The sequence below is a fragment of the Thermosynechococcus sp. QKsg1 genome, assembly GCF_031586415.1.
Taxonomy (GTDB): domain Bacteria; phylum Cyanobacteriota; class Cyanobacteriia; order Thermosynechococcales; family Thermosynechococcaceae; genus Thermosynechococcus.
On the sequence record NZ_CP134200.1, the window covers coordinates 830,408 to 849,925 of the forward strand.

Genomic DNA, 19,518 nt, shown 5'->3' on the forward strand with positions numbered 1-19,518 from the left:
TATGGATCTGCTGCTGTCGAAATTACTGCCGCCATTGCTGTATCCATTGCCCTTGGCCTGTTGGGCATTGATTTTTGCCATTGTTCGCTTTTGGCGTGCTCCCAAACAGGCGGCGATCGCCCTCGTGATTGCCCTGAGCATTTTACTCCTGAGCGGCAATGACTATGTGGCAACAGCGCTTATTGCTTCCCTAGAGCGACAGTATTTACCCCCTGATCCCATGCCCAAAGCTGCCGCGATCGTTGTTCTCGGTGGGGCGGTTGTCCCGCAAACGGCGCCGAGGCCTTGGGTAGAAGTCACGGAAGGGGGCGATCGCATCCTCTACGGTGCCCACCTCTTTCGCCAAGGCTATGCCCCCTATCTCATCCTCAGTGGGGGTCGCATTGACTGGCTCGGCGAAACCTTTCAGCGGGGAGAAGCAGCAGACATGGCGGAAATTGCCACCACCTGCGGTGTGCCGATGGACAAGATGCTGCTGGACACCACCGCACTGAATACCTATGAAAATGCCGTGAATGTCAAAGCGCTTCTTGAGCAGCATCAAATTCAGGGGAATCTGCTGCTGGTGACATCCGCCTACCACATGCCCCGCTCCGTCGCCATTTTTCGCCGTTTGGGAATGAAGGTGATCCCGGCACCGACGGACTATCGGTACCTGTCGATCGCGCGATCGCCCACCTGGCAAAACTTGCTGCTCAGCCTGATCCCCAATCCCTCCAACGTGGACATCACCACGATCGCCCTACGGGAATACCAAGGTCTGCTCGTTTACAAACTCAGAGGTTGGCTTTAGAGACCCTGAGCACGCAGAAACCCTTGACACGCCTCCACAAAAGCAGGGGCTGACTCATAGGGCAAGACATTGCGCCCCGCAATCACAACTCCCTCAGCATTGGGAAATGTCTTGGTATAAAATTGCAACCGTTTTGCAGGGGATTCAGCCCCACCATCGCGACTGATACTAGAGGCTTGGTCTCCCATCACCACAAACACTGGCTGCCCAGTCTGCTGCATTTTCTGACGATAGTCCCGCCGCCAAAAACCCGACAGGAATGAATACACCCCATGGCGACTCTCAAGGTCAGCACAACCAGCGGCCAGCATCTTTAGCCACTCATCATCCACATCCTCAGGCTTGGCAAAAAGCTGATTGATTGAAAACTGCCGCAGGAAACTTTCTTGGCGGGCATAGAGATAAAAGCCCCAACCCAAGGGAGAATCAAAAAGATTCCAGCGCACCCTTTGCCATGTGGGATTAGTGTTTTCAGACACCAAAGTGGCGGCGGGCGGGCCACTGAGGATCATTGCCCTGACTACTTGGGGATCAAGGTTCACTAGCTCCATCGCTACGGGAAACAATGCCCCTTGGACAACAAGAATCACCGCTTGGCGAATCTCAGAGGCGATAAAGACCTGTAACTGAGCCGCCCAATCTTCGGGGTAATAGGCAATGTGGGGTAGGGCGCTCTGGCCACAGCCGAGCAAGTCAGGGATATAAAATGAGTAACCTTCCCCTTGGAACTGCCAATGACCCACACAGCGATCCCAGAACCGCCCAGAGAGGCCAACCCCCACTGGATGGACAAAAACAATGGGGGTATGCCCTTCTTCACCACTGAGACGATAAGTGCAGGCAAAGCCCTGCCACCGATAGGTTTTAGAAACAAATGACGGCATTGCAAACAGCCTCTGAGGATTTTCCTGACACTGAACCAGCGGGTATGGAACCCACCTCAACAATATGGCTAATCCCTAACATTGGGTAGGAATTTTAACCAAATCTTTCCCTTGGTTTAACCTATCCCCTAGAAACGTTGCGTATTCTGACGGAAGGGTAGTTTGATCGGTTCGCCTACCTGCAACCTCTTGGCAGCCGTCAAGCCAAGACCCCAAGGGTTCAAGTCTTTGGGAAACGTTGTTTACTCCGCTAGGAGAGATTACTATGTTTACATCTGTAAAGAGCTATGCTCGTTTTGGTGTCGTCGCCGCGGTCGCGGCTCTATCGGGTAGCCTGATTCCTGCTGCTTTATCCCAAGGGACACCTACAATTCGCATTGATGGTTCCAGCACCGTTTTCCCCATTACTGAAGCTGTTTCTGAAGCCTTCCAAAAAGCCCAAGGGGGCAAAGTCCGTGTAACCGTCGGTGTGTCTGGTACAGGCGGTGGCTTCAAGAAGTTCTGCCGCGGTGAAACGGATATTTCCAACGCCTCACGCCCCATTTTGGCCAAGGAAATTGCTGACTGCCGCGCTGCTGGTATCAACTTTATTGAACTGCCAGTGGCCTACGATGCTATCACGGTAGTGGTTCATCCTCAAAATACTTGGGCAACAAGCTTAGCGGTTGCTGAATTGAAGCGAATTTGGGAACCCGATTCTAAAATCAATAACTGGAGCCAAGTGCGCCAAGGTTTCCCCAATATTCCTTTGAAACTCTTTGGGCCAGGTGCCGACTCTGGAACCTTTGACTATTTCACAGAGGCCATCAATGGTAAATCAAAAGTCAGTCGCAAAGATTTCACCGCCAGCGAGGATGATAATGTGCTAGTCCAAGGTATCAGTCGCGATCGCGGTGCGCTTGGATACTTTGGTTATGCCTACTATGCGGAAAACCGCAATCGGCTCAAAGCGGTTGCCATTGACAACGGCAAAGGCCCTGTTCAACCCTCCGAGCAAAACGTGCTGAATGGGACATACCAGCCCCTCTCCCGTCCCATCTTTATCTATGTCAACGCTAGGTCAGCGCAGCGGCCTGAAGTACGGCAGTTTGTCACCTACTACCTCAATAATGCCCCAGCCATGGTGAAAAAGGTGAAATATGTGCCTCTGCCGACTAGTGCCTACCGCACGATTCTGGCTAACTTCAACCGCAACCGTGTGGGTACGATCTTTGGGGGCAAAGAGGCTATTGGCTTGACGATCAACCAACTGCTGAGGATGCAACCCCAATAGATTGATATTTTGATTTAATGAAGGGTGTGAGGTATCAGCCCTCCACCCTTTTTTCCCATTTTGTCAACCTCAGTCGTTGATTCTCTCAAAAGATAAATTCCAACTAAAAGATTTTTGCTTGCTGGAATAATACCCATGGTAGAACAGCCCCTACCCTACTCAACGAAGCTACCTGTTACCCTGCCATCCCGTACCGTCAGGATTTGGCGGGAGCGGATCATTGCTAGCATTCTATTTTTGGCAGCAATCTCATCGGTCGTGACCACGCTTGTCATCATCTATATCCTGTTTACCGAAACAGTGATCTTCTTTGAAAAGGTGATGGAGCTGCATCAAGAGTCCCTCTTTGAAGCGTTGGTGGAGTTCTTTACGAGTACGGACTGGTCACCTCTGATTGAGCCTATTGGAATCGGCATCTTACCCTTGCTCTCTGGAACCTTCACGACCTGCTTTGTGGCCAGTTGTGTGGCTATCCCCCTTGGCACGATTGCGGCCATCTATCTGAGTGAGTTTGCACCCGCCAAAATGCGGGAGATCCTCAAGCCTATCCTTGAAATCTTGGCGGGTATCCCCACGGTTGTTTACGGCTACTTTGCCCTTTTGGTGGTCACTCCCTTTCTCCAGAAAATCATTCTTGGCGTTCAGCAATTTTTTAATCCTGGCAAGGAACCTTGGGAATATTTTGAGCTGCCTGGTTTTAACATGTTGGGGGCAGGTATTGTGGTGGGACTAATGGTGCTGCCCTATATTGCCAGCTTGACAGAAGATGCCCTGCAGGCTGTTCCTTTGCAACTGCGGGAGGGATCCTATGCAATGGGGGCAACGCGTTTGCAAACAGCAATCAAGGTTCTCATGCCGGCTGCTATCTCTGGCATTATGGCCGCCTATATTCTGGGGCTGGCACGGGCAATTGGCGAAACAATGATTGTGGCCGTGGCCGCTGGGTTACAGCCCAAATTCACCTTTAATCCCTTAGAAGGAGCCTCCACAACTACCGCCTTCATTGTCTCGGTCAGTTTAGGGGATCTCCCCCATGGCTCATTGGAATATCAATCTATTTTTGCCGCTGGGATCATGCTGTTTTTTGCCACACTGATTCTCAATGTGGCGGGGTACTTCTTTAGTCGTCGCTATCGTGAGGTGTACTAGCTATGCCTAGCCAGCACCCGCTTTTGAGTAACCTCCGCAACCCCATCGCCATCGCTGCCTCCATTCGCTCTCGCACCCGTTGGGAACGTTTTTTCATTGTTCTAGGGTGGTTTTCCCTAGCTGTAGCGCTCTTAACACTGATTTTTTTGGTCTCTGACCTTTTTCTGCGCGGCCTGCCAATGCTTAACTGGAAATTCTTCACTTCGCCCCCCAGTAGCGATCCAGAAGAGGCAGGCATCCTCACGGCATGGGTGGGGAGTTTGTTGGTCATTCTTGTAACGGCGTTCGTGGCCATTCCTTTGGGGATTGCGGCGGGCATTTACCTCGAAGAATATGCTCCCAAAAACTGGCTGTTGGATTTCATTGAGGTCAATATCACGAACCTAGCAGGCGTGCCCTCGATTATCTATGGTCTGCTGGCTCTCGGTTTCTTTGTCTATATCCTCAACTGGGGTGAGAGCATTCTCACAGCTGGGTTTACACTGGCACTGCTGATTTTACCCGTGGTGATTGTGACTACCCGTGAATCCTTGCGCGCCATTCCCCAAGGCATTCGGGAAGCCGCCTATGCGGTTGGTTCTAGTCGCTGGCAGGTGATTGCTGATCATGTGCTGCCCTACTCGATGGGGGGGATTCTCACGGGGATTATTGTGGGTATCTCCCGTGCGATTGGTGAGACGGCGCCCCTAATCACGATTGGTGCTTTGACGTTTATCACGTTCTTGCCGGATCCACCGATTCAAAGCGAGTTTCCCTACATTTCGTTTAAGTGGATTTGGTCTCCCTTTACGGTGCTGCCGATTCAGATGTTTAACTGGGTTTCCCGTCCTCAAGAGGCCTTTCAAGTGAATGCTGCAGCGGCTGGGATTGTCCTACTGGTGTTGACGCTGGCGGTGAATGCAACAGCTATTTATCTACGCTATCGTTTTAGGAAGAGTATCAAATGGTAAAACCTACAGATTGGGTCGTGGCTACCGAGAACGAGCCACTGAAAAAGCTGGCAGAAGTTCGGGACTTGAACTTTTACTACGGTGGCAAGCAGGCTCTGAAAAACATCAACTTGCCGGTCTATGAAAAGAAAGTTACGGCACTGATTGGGCCTTCAGGTTGTGGCAAGACCACGTTGCTGCGTTGCTTTAACCGCATGCATGATCTGTATCCCGGCAATCGCTACGAGGGGGAAATTTGGTTGGGGGATGAGCAACCGCGTAACCTCCTGCAAATGGATCCAATCGAAGTGCGGATGCAGATTGGCATGGTCTTCCAAAAGCCCAATCCTTTCCCCAAGTCGATTTACGAAAACGTTGCCTATGGATTGCGGGTGCGCGGCATCAATAACCGTGCGATCCTCGATGAGGTGGTGGAGCGATCGCTCCGTCGTGCTGCCCTGTGGGATGAGGTCAAAGATCGTCAGAAGGAACCGGGCACGTCTCTGTCGGGCGGTCAGCAGCAGCGGCTCTGTATTGCCCGTGCCCTAGCCACTGATCCAGAGATTATTCTCTTTGACGAGCCAACATCGGCATTGGATCCGATTGCCACGGTCAGTATTGAGAACCTGATTAGCGAACTCAAGGAGCAAGTGACGATTCTGATTGTGACCCATAACATGCAGCAGGCGATTCGTATTTCCCAGTTCACCGCCTTTATGTATTTGGGCGAAATCGTTGAGTACAACGAAACCATGTCCATCTTCACGAAGCCAGTGGAACAGAAGACTGCCGATTACGTGAGTGGTCGCTTTGGTTGATCGCTGCGTCAAGTCCGCTTGAGAATGTGGTCTAAGAGGTAAGGTGTGGTTGTGAATCGATCGCTACCCTAGGGCTAGTAGTTATTCGTTCTCGCTCTAGGAGCGCAGTTATGGTGGCATCGCTGGAGTCAACGGTCAGGGAGATTTCACCTCAGGCGATCGCCCGTGAATTAGCGCGCCGCCTTGCGCCGCAGGCCACCTATGTGCGTGTCGCTCACTCCGCCGAAGGCTGGAAAATTCTCCTAGAGGCAGAGCAAATTCCCGATCAACGCACCTGCCTTGATGTCTTGGTTGCTTTTTTAAGTCCTTTCCTACCCCAATCCATTGATGTCTATGGGCGACAGTTGGGGGGGCAGCGCCCTGCATGGGGGGTACGTCTGCGGCCTCGGCCGGTTGCAACCCCCACACCCGCAACAGTTCGCGCTCGCCAGCTTGAACCCTTAGCCCTAGCGGCCAGTGTCTTAGGAATCTTTGGTTTAGGAGCCGTCGGCCAATGGCAGTCTCCTAGTGTTTGGTTGGCAGCAGCACCCGAACCCACCGTTGAACAAGTGCGATCGGTCATTCTTAATGCTGCGCCCATTTTGACTCCCGCCCGCCCACCCCTGTGGCACCACTACTCACCCCCTGAGGCCTTTCGTGGCCATGTGTTTAATCGGGTTGCGTTACCCCCTGAGCAAAAGTTGGTGGCACTGACCTTTGATGATGGCCCTGATCCGACCTACACGCCCCAAGTGCTCGACATTCTTGCCCAAGAAAAGGTCAAAGCGACATTTTTTGCCATTGCCAGAGCCGTTGCAGCGCGCCCAAAATTAGCGCAGCGCATTGTTAGGGAAGGTCATGTCTTGGCCAACCACTCTTGGAGCCACGGCTACCATTACTTTAATCCTGCGGCTGCCCAGCACGAGGTGGATCAAAGCCAACAATTGATAGAAGACATCACTGAGGCAAATATCAAGCTCTTTCGACCACCGGGGGGAAATCTCCATAATGGTCTGGTGAGTCGCGCCAGCCAACAGGGCTACGGTGTGGTAATGTGGTCAGTAGATCCACAGGATTGGTTACCTCGCCAAACGAGCGATCGCATTGTCAACACAGTTGTCCAGCAGGCGCATGCCGGTGCCATTGTTCTGCTCCATGATGGGGGTGGCTCTCGGCGAGCAACGGTTGCAGCCTTGCCCAGAATCATTGCCGAACTGCGAGCTAAGGGCTATCAATTTGTTACTGTTCCTGAGTTGATTGCCGCTCAAGAGCCAACGAGTCTACCAGAACCCCCTTCTTGGCTGACGATTCAAGAAACGGCGCAGCTTCAGCAGTTGATTCTGCAACTAGAGACCCGCATTCAAGTTTTAGAAAAAGAGCTAAAGACTACACCCCCATGGGCGATCGCCGAACGGGAGTACCTAGCGGCCACCCTACGGGAGCAACAGGCAGCTCTGTCTTGGGTGCAACAACGGCTGGCCTTTGAACAAGCTGCTGAAGGTCAATATCAAGCGGCTCTCAAACTGGCGGAGCAGGCGACGCTTGCCGCTAAAGCACAACAATCATCAGTGGCTAAGACCTTGTGGCAGCGGGCGATCGCCACCCTAGACAGCATTCCCAACACGGCTTTTGTTGCCCCCCTTGCCCAAATCAAGCAGCGACAATATAGCCGCAGAATGCACCAACTACAATAAAGGCAGCACGCGGATCCTCAACAGCCTGCCATGACAATTGAACACCCAGTGCAACTGCCGCCCCTTGAAAATGGCGATCGCCTGACGCGGGACGAATTTGAGCGTCGCTACGCGGCTATGCCCCACCTGAAAAAAGCAGAACTGATTGAGGGAATTGTTTACGTGGCTTCTCCCCTACGCTACCGCAGTCACGGTCAACCTCACCTATTCCTAATCACTTGGCTGGGCACCTACTGTGCAGCCACACCGGGGGTTGAAGCGGCAGATGCTCCGACTATTCGCCTAGATGCCGATAATGAACCGCAACCCGATGCCATTTTACGCCTCAGCCACGGGGGGCGATCGCGAATTACTGCTGATGACTATATTGAGGGCGCGCCAGAACTCGTAGTTGAAATTGCCGCCAGCAGTGCTGCCTACGACCTGCACGATAAGCTCAGGGTGTACCGCCGCAATGGCGTTCAGGAATATCTTGTCTGGTGTACCTACGATCGCCAAATCCACTGGTTCTCCCTTGAAGCAGGGGAATACCAGCCCCTCACTGCTGATGCTGAGGGCATCATCCGCAGTCGCCAATTTCCTGGACTCTGGCTCGCCCCTGAGGCATTACTCGCCCATGATCTGGGTACTGTCTTGCGAGTGCTCCAACAGGGAATTGCCACCCCTGAACATCAAGCGTTTGTGGCTCGCCAGCAGCGATAGAGAGATTCTGAGGAGAGAGAGCCATGACACTAAAGTATTCTCTACCCCCCCTTGAAAATGGCGATCGCTTGACACGAGCGGAATTTGAGCGCCGCTATACAGCCATGCCCCACCTGAAGAAAGCAGAACTGATTGAAGGAGTTGTATTCATGGGGTCTCCCGTGAGTATCGATCATAGTCGCTCCCATGGCTCAATTATGGGATGGTTATGGTTCTACAGTGCTGCAACACCGGGGCTAGGTTGCTATGACAATCCGACGGTTCGCTTGGATGGCGATAATGAACCGCAGCCCGATGCTGTGCTCCGCCTTGAAAGCGGGGGCAACTCTCGCATTAGTGAGGATGGTTATATCGAGGGGGCACCGGAACTTGTAGTTGAAATTGCCGCCAGCAGTGCCGCCTACGACCTGCACGATAAGCTCAGGGTGTACCGCCGCAATGGCGTTCAGGAATATCTTGTCTGGTGTACCTACGATCGCCAAATCCACTGGTTCTCCCTTGAAGCGGGGGAATACCAACCACTTGCTGCCGATGCTGAGAGGATAATTCGCAGTCGTCAATTTCCCGGACTCTGGCTTGCCCCTGAGGCATTACTGACCCATGATCTGGGTACGGTTTTGCAGGTACTCCAACAGGGAATTGCCACCCCTGAACATCAAGCGTTTGTGGCTCGCCAGCAGCGATAGAGAGGTTCTGAGGAGAGAGAGCCATGACACTAAAGTATTCTCTGCCGCCCCTTGAAAATGGCGATCGCCTGACACGGGACGAATTTGAGCGCCGCTATGCAGCCATGCCCCACCTGAAAAAAGCAGAACTGATTGAGGGAATTGTTTACGTGGCTTCTCCCGTTCGTGTCAGTCACAGTCAGCCCCATGCCGAGATCATGGCTTGGCTCGGTTTTTACAAAGCAGTTACGCCGGGGGCTCTCGTCTATGACAATCCGACGGTTCGCTTGGATGGCGATAATGAACCGCAGCCCGATGCTGTGCTCCGCCTTGAAAGCGGGGGCAACTCTCGCATTAGTGAGGATGGTTATATCGAGGGGGCACCGGAACTTGTAGTTGAAATTGCCGCCAGCAGTGCCGCCTACGACCTGCACGATAAGCTCAGGGTGTACCGCCGCAATGGCGTTCAGGAATATCTTGTGTGGTGTACCTACGATCGCCAAATCCACTGGTTCTCCCTTGAAGCAGGAGAATACCAGCCCCTCACTGCTGATGCTGAGGGCATCATTCGCAGTCGCCAATTCCCCGGCCTTTGGCTCACCCCTGAGGCATTACTGGCCCATGATCTGGGTATGGTTTTGCAGGTACTCCAACAGGGAATTGCCACCCCCGAACATCAAGCGTTCGTGCAAATCTTGACCAAAACTTAAAAAATTTCCCTAATCTGGCATTATTCTGTATAGAATCCCCGTGTCAATAGGGGGGTATTGGCATCGCCCTTGCCAAATGCATCGATTCTGTCTGCCGATTGAACGTTTCATTCACCGTAGCCCTATGTTGCAATTAGACCCCATTTCCAAAACGACCAATCAACATTCTGGTCACAAAGGTTTAGTGATGGCGATCGGGGGAGCCGAAGACAAAGTACGTGGGCGACAAATTCTCACCACCTTCTGCCAACGCGCTGGCGGCCTAGATGCCATCATTGGCGTCATTCCCTCTGCTTCCCGTGAACCCGATGCCATGGGGCGGCTCTACCACGATATTTTCCGCGAAATTGGTGTGCGCGAAGTGGACGTTCTATTGGTGGGCGATCGCGCTGATGCCGAACAGGAAGAGATGCTAGCTCGCTTGAGTCGCTGTACTGGCATTTTTATGTCCGGGGGCGATCAACTGCGTTTGTCGGCGCTGCTAGATGAAACCCCCCTCCTCTACCAATTGCGTCATCAAGTCTGGGAAGGCAAATCAATTCTTGGGGGCACGAGTGCCGGTGCCGCTGTCATGGGTGAGTGCATGATTGCCAGTGGGGGCAGCAATGAAGCTCCAAACCGCTCCCTAGTGGATTTGGCTACAGGCTTGGGTATTCTTCCCGATGTTTTAGTGGATCAGCATTTCCACAATCGCAATCGCCTCGCGCGCCTGATCAGCGCCATTTCTGCTCACCCCGACAAGCTGGGAGTCGGCATTGATGAAGATACCTGTGCCATGTTTGAAGCTGATGGTATGCTGCGGGTTCTTGGTCGTGGCTCTGTCACCATTGTTGATCCTCGGGATGTCAGCTACACGAACTATGCCCATGTGGATGTTAACGAACCCTTGAGTATCTACAACTTGCGCCTGCACATCCTCAGTGATGGTGACTGCTATAACCTCCGCACCCATCAAGTGCAGCACAAATGTATTTTGCCTCCCCTAAATTAAGTTTTCAGGAAAGTGTTGCTTAAGATACAGTTTATTGCGTCACTCGCCTCAAAACTAAAAATGGTAAGCTGTCCTTAAAAAAGCCACTCTTCTATGAAAATTCTCAAATTACAAACGCTGCGGGGTCCTAATTATTGGAGCATTCGGCGTCATAAGCTGATTGTCATGCGTTTAGATCTAGAAGAGGTGGCCAACACCCCCTCCAATCAGATTCCCGGCTTTGTGGATGGGTTGGTGCGGGTTTTACCCAGTCTCTACAATCATTTTTGTTCCCTTGGCCATGAGGGGGGCTTTCTCACCCGCCTAAGGGAAGGCACCTACCTCGGTCATGTGGTTGAGCATGTCGCCCTCGAACTCCAAGAACTAGCAGGGATGCCCGTTGGTTTTGGCCGCACGCGGGAGACCTCAACGCCGGGGGTGTATCAAGTCGTCTATGAATACCAAGTGGAAGAAGCGGGTCGCTATGCCGGCCGCGCAGCAGTACGACTCTGTCAAAGCATTATTGATACGGGCACCTATCCCCAGCGCGAACTGGATCAGGATCTCGCCGATCTCCGCGAGTTAAAAGCCAAAGCCTCCCTAGGCCCAAGTACGGAAGCGATTGTCCGCGAGGCGGAAGCCCGTAATATTCCTTGGTTTGAGTTGAGCAGTCGCTCGATCATTCAATTGGGTTATGGTGCCCGCAGTCATCGCATCCAAGCCACCTTGAGCGATCGCAGTGGCATCTTGGCCGTGGAACTCGCAGGGGACAAAGAAGGGGCAAAGCGACTGCTTCAGGATGCCGGAATTCCTGTGCCCAAGGGAACCGTCGTCCGCTACATTGAAGACCTCCCTGAAGCCATTGAAGACATCGGCGGCTACCCGATTGTCATTAAGCCCCTCAACGGCAACCACGGTCGGGGGATTACGATTGACATCAACAGCCTAGAAGAGGCCGAAGAAGCCTTTGAAATTGCCAGCAGTGTCTCCAAATCAGTGATTGTGGAACGCTACCATGCGGGTCGCGACTTTCGGGTTCTAGTGGTCAATGGCAAAGTAGTCGCCGTTGCTGAACGGGTGCCAGCCCATGTCATTGGCGATGGCCGCTCCACCATCGAAGAACTCATTGAGAAAACTAACCAAGACCCGCAGCGGGGAGACGGTCACGATAATATCCTCACTCGCATTGAGGTGAATCACGACACATGGACACTCTTGGAAAAGCAGGGCTATACCCTAAATACTGTCTTGCAACCGGGGGAAATTTGTTATCTACGCGCCACGGCGAACCTGAGTACCGGTGGCATTGCCGTCGATCGCACCGATGAAATTCACCCGGAAAATGTTTGGATTTGCCAGCGGGCGGCTCAGATCATTGGCCTCGATATTGCGGGGATTGATGTTGTCAGCCCCGATATTAGTCAGCCCCTGCCTAAAGTTGGCGGTGTGATTGTCGAGGTCAATGCTGCTCCCGGCTTTCGCATGCACACAAACCCCAGCCAAGGGATTGCCCGCAATGTCGCCGAACCGGTGTTGAATATGCTCTTTCCACCGGGAACGCCCTGCCGCATCCCAATCTTTGCGATTACGGGCACCAACGGTAAAACCACCACCACCCGCCTCATTGCCCATATCTGCAAACAAACGGGGCAAACCGTTGGCTACACCACCACAGACGGCATCTATATTGGCGATTATCTGGTGGAAAAAGGGGACACCACCGGGCCTCAAAGTGCCCAACTGATCCTGCAAGACCCCACAGTTGAGATTGCTGTCCTAGAAACAGCGCGCGGTGGTATTCTCCGCTCCGGCTTGGGCTTTGACCACTGTGATGTCGGGGTGGTGCTAAATGTGCAGGCTGACCATCTTGGCCTTGGTGATATTGACACCGTTGAACAGTTGGCGGACTTAAAGGCCGTGGTGGTGGAATCCGCTTGGCCGAATGGCTATGCTGTCTTGAATGCCGATGATTCCCTCGTGGCGGGAATGGCACGCCAAGTCAAAGCCCAAGTGGCCTATTTCTCGATGAATCCCCACAATCCGATTATTCGGCAGCACATTCAGCAGGGGGGTCTCGCCGCCGTTTATGAAAATGGCTATCTCTCGATTTTGAAAGGGGACTGGACGCTACGGATTGAGCAGGCAGAAAATGTGCCCATTACCCTTGGCGGTCGAGCCGGCTTTATGATTGCCAATGCCCTCGCTGCCAGTCTAGCCGCCTTTGCCCAAGGCATCAGTATTGAGCATATTCGCGCTGCCTTGACCAGCTTCCGAACCTCAGTGGAGCAAACCCCCGGGCGGATGAACCTCTTTGATTTGGGGCAATTTAGTGTCTTGGTGGACTATGCCCACAATCCAGCAGGGTATGAGGCCATTGGTGAATTTGTCCAAAAATGGCCAGGGCAGCGCATTGGTGTCGTTGGCGGACCGGGCGATCGCCGTGATCAAGACTTAGAACAACTGGGTGAACTCTCGGCGAAAATCTTTGATTGGATCATCATTAAAGAAGATGACGATACCCGTGGCCGGCCGCGCGGCGATGCCGCCTATTGGATTGAGCGGGGAGTACATCACCACAGTGTCCAACGCCAATACGACATCATCCATGACGAGGTAGCAGCGATTCAATTTGCCCTCGATCGCGCCCCCCAAGGCTCCCTAGTGGTGATCTTTCCAGCGGAAATCAGCCGCACCATTCAACTGATTCACCAGCATCATCAACGACTCCAAGGGGAAACGACCAATGGCTTTCACAGTGAGGGAATTTCCACCAGTGGTGATCTCAATCCCTCCATCTCCCAATAGGCAGTTTCTCGACCGCGGGCAACGCTGATCTGATCAAGTCACTCTGATCAACAGCGAGAAGGACAGTATAGGCCTTTTCAAAAAGGTTGGAGGATCTCACCGCTTTTACCAGAAGTGTTGAAAGATAGTTTGAGAGGCTAGAAAAAAGGGAAGAAATGTCATATTCTTCCCTTAAAAGAAGAAAAAACAATCAACTTACTATACTATGGTATCTTTTGCAACTCTTGTCAAGTCCATTCTCAATCAGCTCAGCCCCTGTGACTACCCCGTGCTGAACTCTCAATTGTTCTTCAAAATCTGGTTGACCTACGTTCTCGACCAAGGGTTAACCAGTATGAGAGCCTTATTTTATCGCTTGAATCATGCAGGGATTACAAATGCTGTTGTAATCATGGATAGAGGGTTTGCGAGCTGGCAATTTTTAGAGCGACTGAGTGAGAGGAAGTGCCCATTTGTTGTACGTATCAAGAATAACATGAGAATGAAGCTCAATCATGAGAGATATCGCGTGGTTCAATTTTTTGACGAGAATCAAAGGGAGTTTCGTATAGCGACAAATCTAAAGGAGCTAAGTGATGAGGAAGTGAGTGAGTTATATCGGCATCGGTGGGCGATTGAGAACCTATGGAAATTTCTGAAGATGCATTTATCATTAGACAAGTTGATTACGAAGAGTTTGAACGGGGTGATAAATCAGATTTATATGGTTTTAATTGCCTATTTAATTTTAGAGCTGGTGGAGATACCTGAATACTTTGGGAAGAAGCTATTAGACAAATTGCGATATTTGCAACTGGAACTCAGTCGTCGCTGCTCGATAGTGCATTGGAGCTTTGATTGGCAGCCAGAGCTACTGGTCACTTAAAATGTTAAGTTTTGTTGTAGGATTCAACACTTCTGAGAGTGATCATGAACAATGCGGTTGCAATGAAAGCCAAATGGCAATTTTGGATCGATCGCGGCGGCACGTTTACGGATATTGTCGCCCGCCGTCCCGATGGTCAAATGGTGGTGCACAAGCTGCTCTCAGAGAATCCAGAGCAGTATCGCGATGCAGCAGTAGCGGGAATTCGTACCCTCATGGGGTTGGCGCCGGATGCCCCCATTCCCAGTGAAGCCGTTGAAATTGTGAAACTGGGGACAACGGTAGCCACCAATGCTCTTTTAGAACGCAAAGGCGAGCCAACGGTGCTCCTGATTACCCAAGGCTTTGGGGATGCTCTAGCCATTGGCTACCAAAACCGCCCGGATCTGTTTGCCTTAGCAATTCAGCAACCGCCGCCCCTCTACAGCCATGTCATTGAAGTCAAAGAACGGGTGAGTGCCCAAGGGGAAATTCTCGTCCCCCTTGATTTAGAAGCCCTGAAGCCGCAATTGGCAGCGGTCTATGACCAAGGCATCCGCAGTTGCGCCATTGTGCTCGTGCATGGCTACCGCTACCCTGACCATGAACAACAGGTGGCAGCCTTGGCAAGGGAGATGGGGTTTAGCCAAGTGTCGGTGTCCCACGAGGTAAGTGGCCTGATCAAGCTGGTCAGCCGGGGCGATACGACTGTTGTGGATGCTTATTTGTCGCCGGTGCTGCATCGCTATCTACAGGGGGTGCAGGGGGAGCTGGGGGAGATTCCCCTCTACTGTATGCAGTCCAATGGCGGTGTGGTGGCGGCGGCCTGCTTGCGCGGTAAGGATAGTCTGCTTTCAGGCCCTGCTGGGGGGATGGTGGGGGTGGTGCGCACTGCTTTAGCCGCAGGGATTGAGTGGCTGATTGGTTTAGATATGGGAGGTACCTCGACAGATGTCTGCCACTATCGCCACAATCCGGATGCCCCTTGGCCAGAGTATGAGCGGTGGCAGGAAACCACCATTGCCGGTGTGCGCTTGCGATCGCCCCTCCTAGCCGTGCATACCGTCGCTGCCGGCGGTGGCTCGATTTTGCGATTTGATAAGGGGTGCTACCAAGTGGGGCCAGACTCTGCCAGTGCCAATCCCGGACCTGCTGCCTATCGTCGCGGCGGACCTCTCACGGTGACCGATGCCAATATCCTCTTGGGGAAAATTCAGCCCGCCTATTTCCCCGCTGTCTTTGGCGCCGATGGTCAACAGCCCTTGGATCGCGAGACGGTGGAACAGCAATTTGCTCAACTGCGCCAAGAGATCTACGAGAGCACCGGAGATGCCCGCAGTGTTGCCGATGTGGCGGCTGGTTTTATTGAAGTGGCGGTGAATACCATGGCACAGGCAATTAAGAAAATTTCCCTAGAGCAGGGGCACGATGTGCGCGACTATACCCTCTGCTGTTTTGGCGGTGCCGGCGGCCAACACGCCTGTTTGATTGCCGAGGTGTTGGGAATGCCGCAGGTGTATCTCCATCCCTATGCGGGGGTGCTCTCGGCCTACGGCATTGGTCAGGCGGAGCTGCGGGTACTCAAGGAGCAAACGATTGAACAACCCCTCACCGCCGCTGTTCTGGTGGAGCTGCAAGGCCAAATTGAGCAGCTAAAAGGGCAAGCAATAGATGAACTTGTTGCCCAAGGGGTCGATCGCCCGCAGATTCAAAGTCAAGTGCGCATCGGCTTAGGTTATGTGGGGACAGATACGATCCTCTGGGTGCCCTGGGCAGATTTGGAAAGGATGGCAGCCGCATTTGCCCAAGCCCATCGCGATCGCTATGGGTTTACTATACGGGGGCGATTGCTCCGCATCGGTCAAGTCGCGGTTGAAGCCATTGCTGTTCAGGCAGTTCCAGCGGTCACGATGCCCCATGCCGCCACAGAACTCACGCCCCTTGCCCATGTGTCGGTTTACAGCAAAGGCCAATGGCACAAAGCACCCGTCTATGAGCGCGATTGCCTCCCTGTCCATCAGGTCATTGCAGGGGTGGCCTTGATCTTAGATGCTACGGGCACCAATGTGGTTGAGGCGGGCTGGCAGGCGGAAGTGGATGATCAAGGGGGATTGTGGCTGCGTCCCCTGCAGGAATCCCCGGCACCGTCAAAGCAGATTGCCGTCACCGTTGCGGATCCGGTGCAACTAGCCATTTTTCAGCAGTTATTTCGCGCCATTGCTGAGCAAATGGGAGTAACGCTCCAGCAGACCAGTGCCTCGGTCAATATCAAAGAACGGTTGGATTTTTCCTGTGCTCTGTTTGATGCTGCCGGCAACCTTGTGGCCAATGCCCCCCATATCCCCGTCCATTTGGGGTCAATGAGCGAAAGTGTTAAGGCACTGCTGGCTGAGAAAGGCAACACCCTCCGGGCGGGTCAGGTTTTTGCCACAAATAATCCCTATCGCGGTGGCACCCATCTGCCGGATATTACCGTGATTACCCCCGTATTTCTCAAGGGGGAAGCGCAACCCGCCTTCTTTGTCGCCTCACGGGGGCACCATGCTGACATTGGGGGCATTAGTCCTGGATCAATGCCGGCCAATAGTACCGATGTCCGTCAAGAGGGAATTCTCTTTGATAATGTGCTGCTGGTGGAGGGCGGGGAGTTTCAAGAGGCGGCCATTAATCAACTGTTGAGCCAAGCCCCTTGGCCGGCTCGCTATCCTGAGCAGAATCTGGCGGATCTGCAAGCCCAAATAGCCGCCAATCAGCGGGGGGTACAAGAACTGATTACCCTGTGCGATCGCTATGGTCGCGAGGTTGTCGCTGCCTATATGGAATTTAGCCAAGCCAATGCTGCTGAGTGTGTGCGCCAATGCCTGCGATCGCTCCAAGGGGGACGCTTTTGCGTGGCCATGGACAACGGCAGCCAAATTCAGGTGCAAATCACCATTGATAGCAACGAAGGCACCGCCTGCCTGGACTTTGAGGGCACCTCCCAGCAAACCAATGACAATTTCAATGCTCCCCTTGCCATTACCAAGGCGGCTGTGCTGTATGTCTTCCGAACCCTCGTACAAGAGGACATTCCCCTGAATGCGGGCTGTTTGCGTCCCATTGAACTGCGGGTGCCGCAAGGCTCACTGTTGAACCCCCAGTTTCCGGCGGCGGTGGTTGCTGGCAATGTCGAAACCTCGCAAACCCTCACCAATGCCCTCTACGGTGCCCTCGGCATTATGGCAGCGGCTCAGGGAACGATGAACAACCTCAGCTTTGGCAGCGATCGCTATCAATACTACGAAACCATCTGTGGCGGCGCTGGGGCAGGAGCCACCTTTGCCGGAGCCAGTACGGTGCAAACCCACATGACCAACTCTCGGCTCACCGATGTCGAAGTGCTCGAAAACCGCTACCCCGTGATTGTTTGGGAGTTTTGCCGTCGGCGGGGCAGTGGGGGCAAAGGGCAGCAACCGGGGGGAGATGGGGCAATTCGTGTCCTTGAGTTTCGTGAACCCATGACCGTCAGCCTCCTCAGCCAGTCGCGGAAAATTCCCCCTTTTGGCCTTGCGGGTGGTGAGTGCGGTGCAGTGGGTGAAAATCAATGGCTGAAACTCGGCCAAATTCCCCATCCCTTAGCAGGAACCGCCACAATCAATGTTGAAGCGGGCGATCGCCTGCGCATTTGTACCCCAGGTGGTGGTGGCTTTGGGGTACCTCAACTCTCAGATTAGATATATCAAATTAATCTTCATCGTCGGTGGGTTGACCGTTGCTGCTCACTTGTCTAAGGTGAATGTGCTTACGGCCAAGGGTAATTTCAAATTCATCCCCCGGCTTGAGATTCATTTGCTTGGTATAGGCCGAACCAATGAGTAAATTACCATTGGCTTGTACCGTGATTCGATAACTAGCACTGCGACCGCCTCGGCTACCACCACGCCCTGACTTCGTATCAAGATTCATCCCCAAGGCTTCAAGAAGCGCCTTATTAAACTTCATTTTGCTGATGCGCTCCTTACCACTTTGGGTGACCGTGTAGTAGCCACAGGCCTTTGCTTTTTCCTCGTGGCTGAGATGTTCCAATTGTTTGTACTTCTCTAATAAAGCAGCACCTGTCAAGGGTTCTACTTGCTTGCGTCCCATTTTAACCTACCTTTTCAATGATCAAATACTGTCTATTCATTGGCGATTCAATCAAAGAGTGCCAAAGCCTGACAGCGAACTCGTAATGAATGAGTGTCTATTTTTAGCAAACCATAATTTTTTTCAGAATTCAAGTTGCGATCGCCCTTGAGTCAGGGTTTTACATTTCCTTTAGACGAGTTACATTGACACTCTTTTCACAGGGACGCAAGAGACTCAAAAAAGTGAGGGCTAGTGTAGAAAGTACGCCACCTCTTTTACAGCCCTTTTCACAGGTATCGCGCAGACTCAAACACTACAAAAGCCACGACGGAAGAGATTTCTATCAGCGTTTATGTATCCCTTATTTAAGACAAGGGCGGTAGATGCTCTATCCTTCAGAAAATGACGCCAATCAAACTTACGGCACTTTTTGCAAGAATTGAATACGCTCACAACAGTCGCTTCAGTGTGAGGTGGCAAAGCCCAAGAGTGTCAAACCCGAATTGGCCTGCTGATCATTGTGAACTATTTGGGAAAATAGAAGCAAGCTCAAGCACTTGTTCGGGGAACTGCGGCAATTGCACAACGCCACTGGTCGGAATAATTCTCTTGCTGAGGTAGCCAAACTGCCGCGGGGTAATTTCAGCAGGTTCGCTATAGACTTCCAGTGTGCGATCGCTGACATTGAACAGCCAGTAATGGGGAATCTTGGCTTCAGCATAAAGCGATAGTTTCACTGTGCGATCGTACTCTAGGGATGAATCCGCCACTTCTATCACAAGGAGCGTGTCCGCAGGTGTGGGATGGGCTGAGGCATAGTCATCTTCTTGGTTTTTAACGATCGCCACATCGGGTTCTGGCTCACCGTCAAGGGCAATCGTAATCGGCGACTGGCACTGAAGCGTGGCGCGATCGCCCACAATCTTCGGTAAAATTCGCAACAATCGCCGCAGACAGCTTTCGTGCGCTGTTCCCTTGGCCGCCATTCGCACCAATTCCCCCCGAATTAGCTCAATGTGGTCATCTTCCCTCAGAAACCCAAGTTCCAATAAACGGTGATAGTCCTGCACCGTAAATCGCACTGGTTGGGGGGTTGGAGTGGGTTGGCAAGTGGTGATGATCATGATCTTAATTTTAGGCAGAGTCTCAGAAGTGACGCATTCTTCGCTAGAGAATGCCCTAAACTGTGGAAACAT

Annotated in this window: 16 protein-coding genes; 13 read left to right on the plus strand and 3 right to left on the minus strand. The window is 52.6% G+C overall.

Annotation, left to right across the window (positions count from 1 at the left end; translation table 11 throughout):
* Position 1 precedes the first annotated feature (1 nt).
* On the plus strand, positions 2 to 793 hold the full coding sequence (locus RHP47_RS04225; RefSeq protein WP_149818473.1) for a YdcF family protein: 792 nt from the start codon (positions 2 to 4) through the stop codon (positions 791 to 793).
* On the opposite strand, the gene RHP47_RS04230 is transcribed toward RHP47_RS04225, so the two are convergent.
* Positions 790 to 1,677, minus strand: coding sequence for an alpha/beta hydrolase (locus tag RHP47_RS04230; RefSeq protein ID WP_310841118.1), 888 nt, complete (start codon positions 1,675 to 1,677; stop codon positions 790 to 792). The genes RHP47_RS04225 and RHP47_RS04230 overlap by 4 nt on opposite strands.
* A 265-nt stretch (positions 1,678 to 1,942) precedes the next feature.
* Between RHP47_RS04230 and RHP47_RS04235 the strand changes: the two genes are divergently transcribed.
* The 12 genes from RHP47_RS04235 to RHP47_RS04290 all read left to right on the plus strand — a co-directional run bounded on the left by RHP47_RS04235 (position 1,943) and on the right by RHP47_RS04290 (position 17,928).
* The gene (locus RHP47_RS04235; protein ID WP_310841120.1) at positions 1,943 to 2,950 is read left to right on the plus strand and encodes a PstS family phosphate ABC transporter substrate-binding protein; all 1,008 of its coding nucleotides are present in this window, start codon (positions 1,943 to 1,945) and stop codon (positions 2,948 to 2,950) included.
* Positions 2,951 to 3,085: 135 nt separating this feature from the next.
* Positions 3,086 to 4,099: a phosphate ABC transporter permease subunit PstC gene (gene pstC, locus RHP47_RS04240; protein WP_149818479.1), complete on the plus strand. Its 1,014-nt coding sequence runs from the start codon at positions 3,086 to 3,088 to the stop codon at positions 4,097 to 4,099.
* A gap of 2 nt (positions 4,100 to 4,101) precedes the next feature.
* Positions 4,102 to 5,049, plus strand: a complete 948-nt coding sequence (gene pstA / locus RHP47_RS04245) for a phosphate ABC transporter permease PstA (RefSeq protein WP_149818481.1) — start codon at positions 4,102 to 4,104, stop codon at positions 5,047 to 5,049.
* Positions 5,043 to 5,846, plus strand: coding sequence for a phosphate ABC transporter ATP-binding protein PstB (pstB, locus tag RHP47_RS04250; RefSeq protein ID WP_149818483.1), 804 nt, complete (start codon positions 5,043 to 5,045; stop codon positions 5,844 to 5,846). The genes pstA and pstB overlap by 7 nt, the downstream gene beginning before the upstream one ends.
* Positions 5,847 to 5,956: 110 nt before the next feature.
* Positions 5,957 to 7,519 carry a polysaccharide deacetylase family protein gene (locus tag RHP47_RS04255; RefSeq protein ID WP_286626745.1) on the plus strand — a complete coding sequence of 521 codons (1,563 nt, stop codon included), beginning with the start codon at positions 5,957 to 5,959 and terminating at the stop codon, positions 7,517 to 7,519.
* A 30-nt stretch (positions 7,520 to 7,549) separates the two neighbouring features.
* Positions 7,550 to 8,221: a Uma2 family endonuclease gene (locus tag RHP47_RS04260; protein ID WP_149818487.1), complete on the plus strand. Its 672-nt coding sequence runs from the start codon at positions 7,550 to 7,552 to the stop codon at positions 8,219 to 8,221.
* A 23-nt stretch (positions 8,222 to 8,244) separates the two neighbouring features.
* A complete protein-coding gene (locus RHP47_RS04265; protein WP_149818489.1) occupies positions 8,245 to 8,907 on the plus strand; it encodes a Uma2 family endonuclease in 663 nt (220 codons plus the stop codon).
* Between the two features lie 23 nt (positions 8,908 to 8,930).
* Positions 8,931 to 9,596 carry a Uma2 family endonuclease gene (locus RHP47_RS04270; protein ID WP_286649903.1) on the plus strand — a complete coding sequence of 222 codons (666 nt, stop codon included), beginning with the start codon at positions 8,931 to 8,933 and terminating at the stop codon, positions 9,594 to 9,596.
* Positions 9,597 to 9,618: 22 nt separating this feature from the next.
* A complete protein-coding gene (locus RHP47_RS04275; protein WP_286626747.1) occupies positions 9,619 to 10,587 on the plus strand; it encodes a cyanophycinase in 969 nt (322 codons plus the stop codon).
* Between the two features lie 93 nt (positions 10,588 to 10,680).
* On the plus strand, positions 10,681 to 13,371 hold the full coding sequence (gene cphA / locus RHP47_RS04280) for a cyanophycin synthetase (protein ID WP_310841123.1): 2,691 nt from the start codon (positions 10,681 to 10,683) through the stop codon (positions 13,369 to 13,371).
* Between the two features lie 205 nt (positions 13,372 to 13,576).
* Positions 13,577 to 14,236, plus strand: coding sequence for a transposase (locus tag RHP47_RS04285; RefSeq protein WP_399381520.1), 660 nt, complete (start codon positions 13,577 to 13,579; stop codon positions 14,234 to 14,236).
* 44 nt (positions 14,237 to 14,280) lie between these two features.
* Complete coding sequence (locus RHP47_RS04290; RefSeq protein ID WP_310841125.1) at positions 14,281 to 17,928, plus strand: hydantoinase B/oxoprolinase family protein; 3,648 nt, start codon at positions 14,281 to 14,283, stop codon at positions 17,926 to 17,928.
* A 10-nt stretch (positions 17,929 to 17,938) separates the two neighbouring features.
* Here RHP47_RS04290 and RHP47_RS04295 read toward each other — a convergent pair whose 3' ends face one another.
* Together RHP47_RS04295 and RHP47_RS04300 are read right to left on the minus strand one after the other, a co-directional pair.
* On the minus strand, positions 17,939 to 18,340 hold the full coding sequence (locus RHP47_RS04295; RefSeq protein ID WP_149818499.1) for an AbrB family transcriptional regulator: 402 nt from the start codon (positions 18,338 to 18,340) through the stop codon (positions 17,939 to 17,941).
* A 497-nt stretch (positions 18,341 to 18,837) separates the two neighbouring features.
* The gene (locus RHP47_RS04300) at positions 18,838 to 19,446 is read right to left on the minus strand and encodes a Uma2 family endonuclease (protein WP_149818501.1); all 609 of its coding nucleotides are present in this window, start codon (positions 19,444 to 19,446) and stop codon (positions 18,838 to 18,840) included.
* Positions 19,447 to 19,518 lie beyond the last annotated feature (72 nt).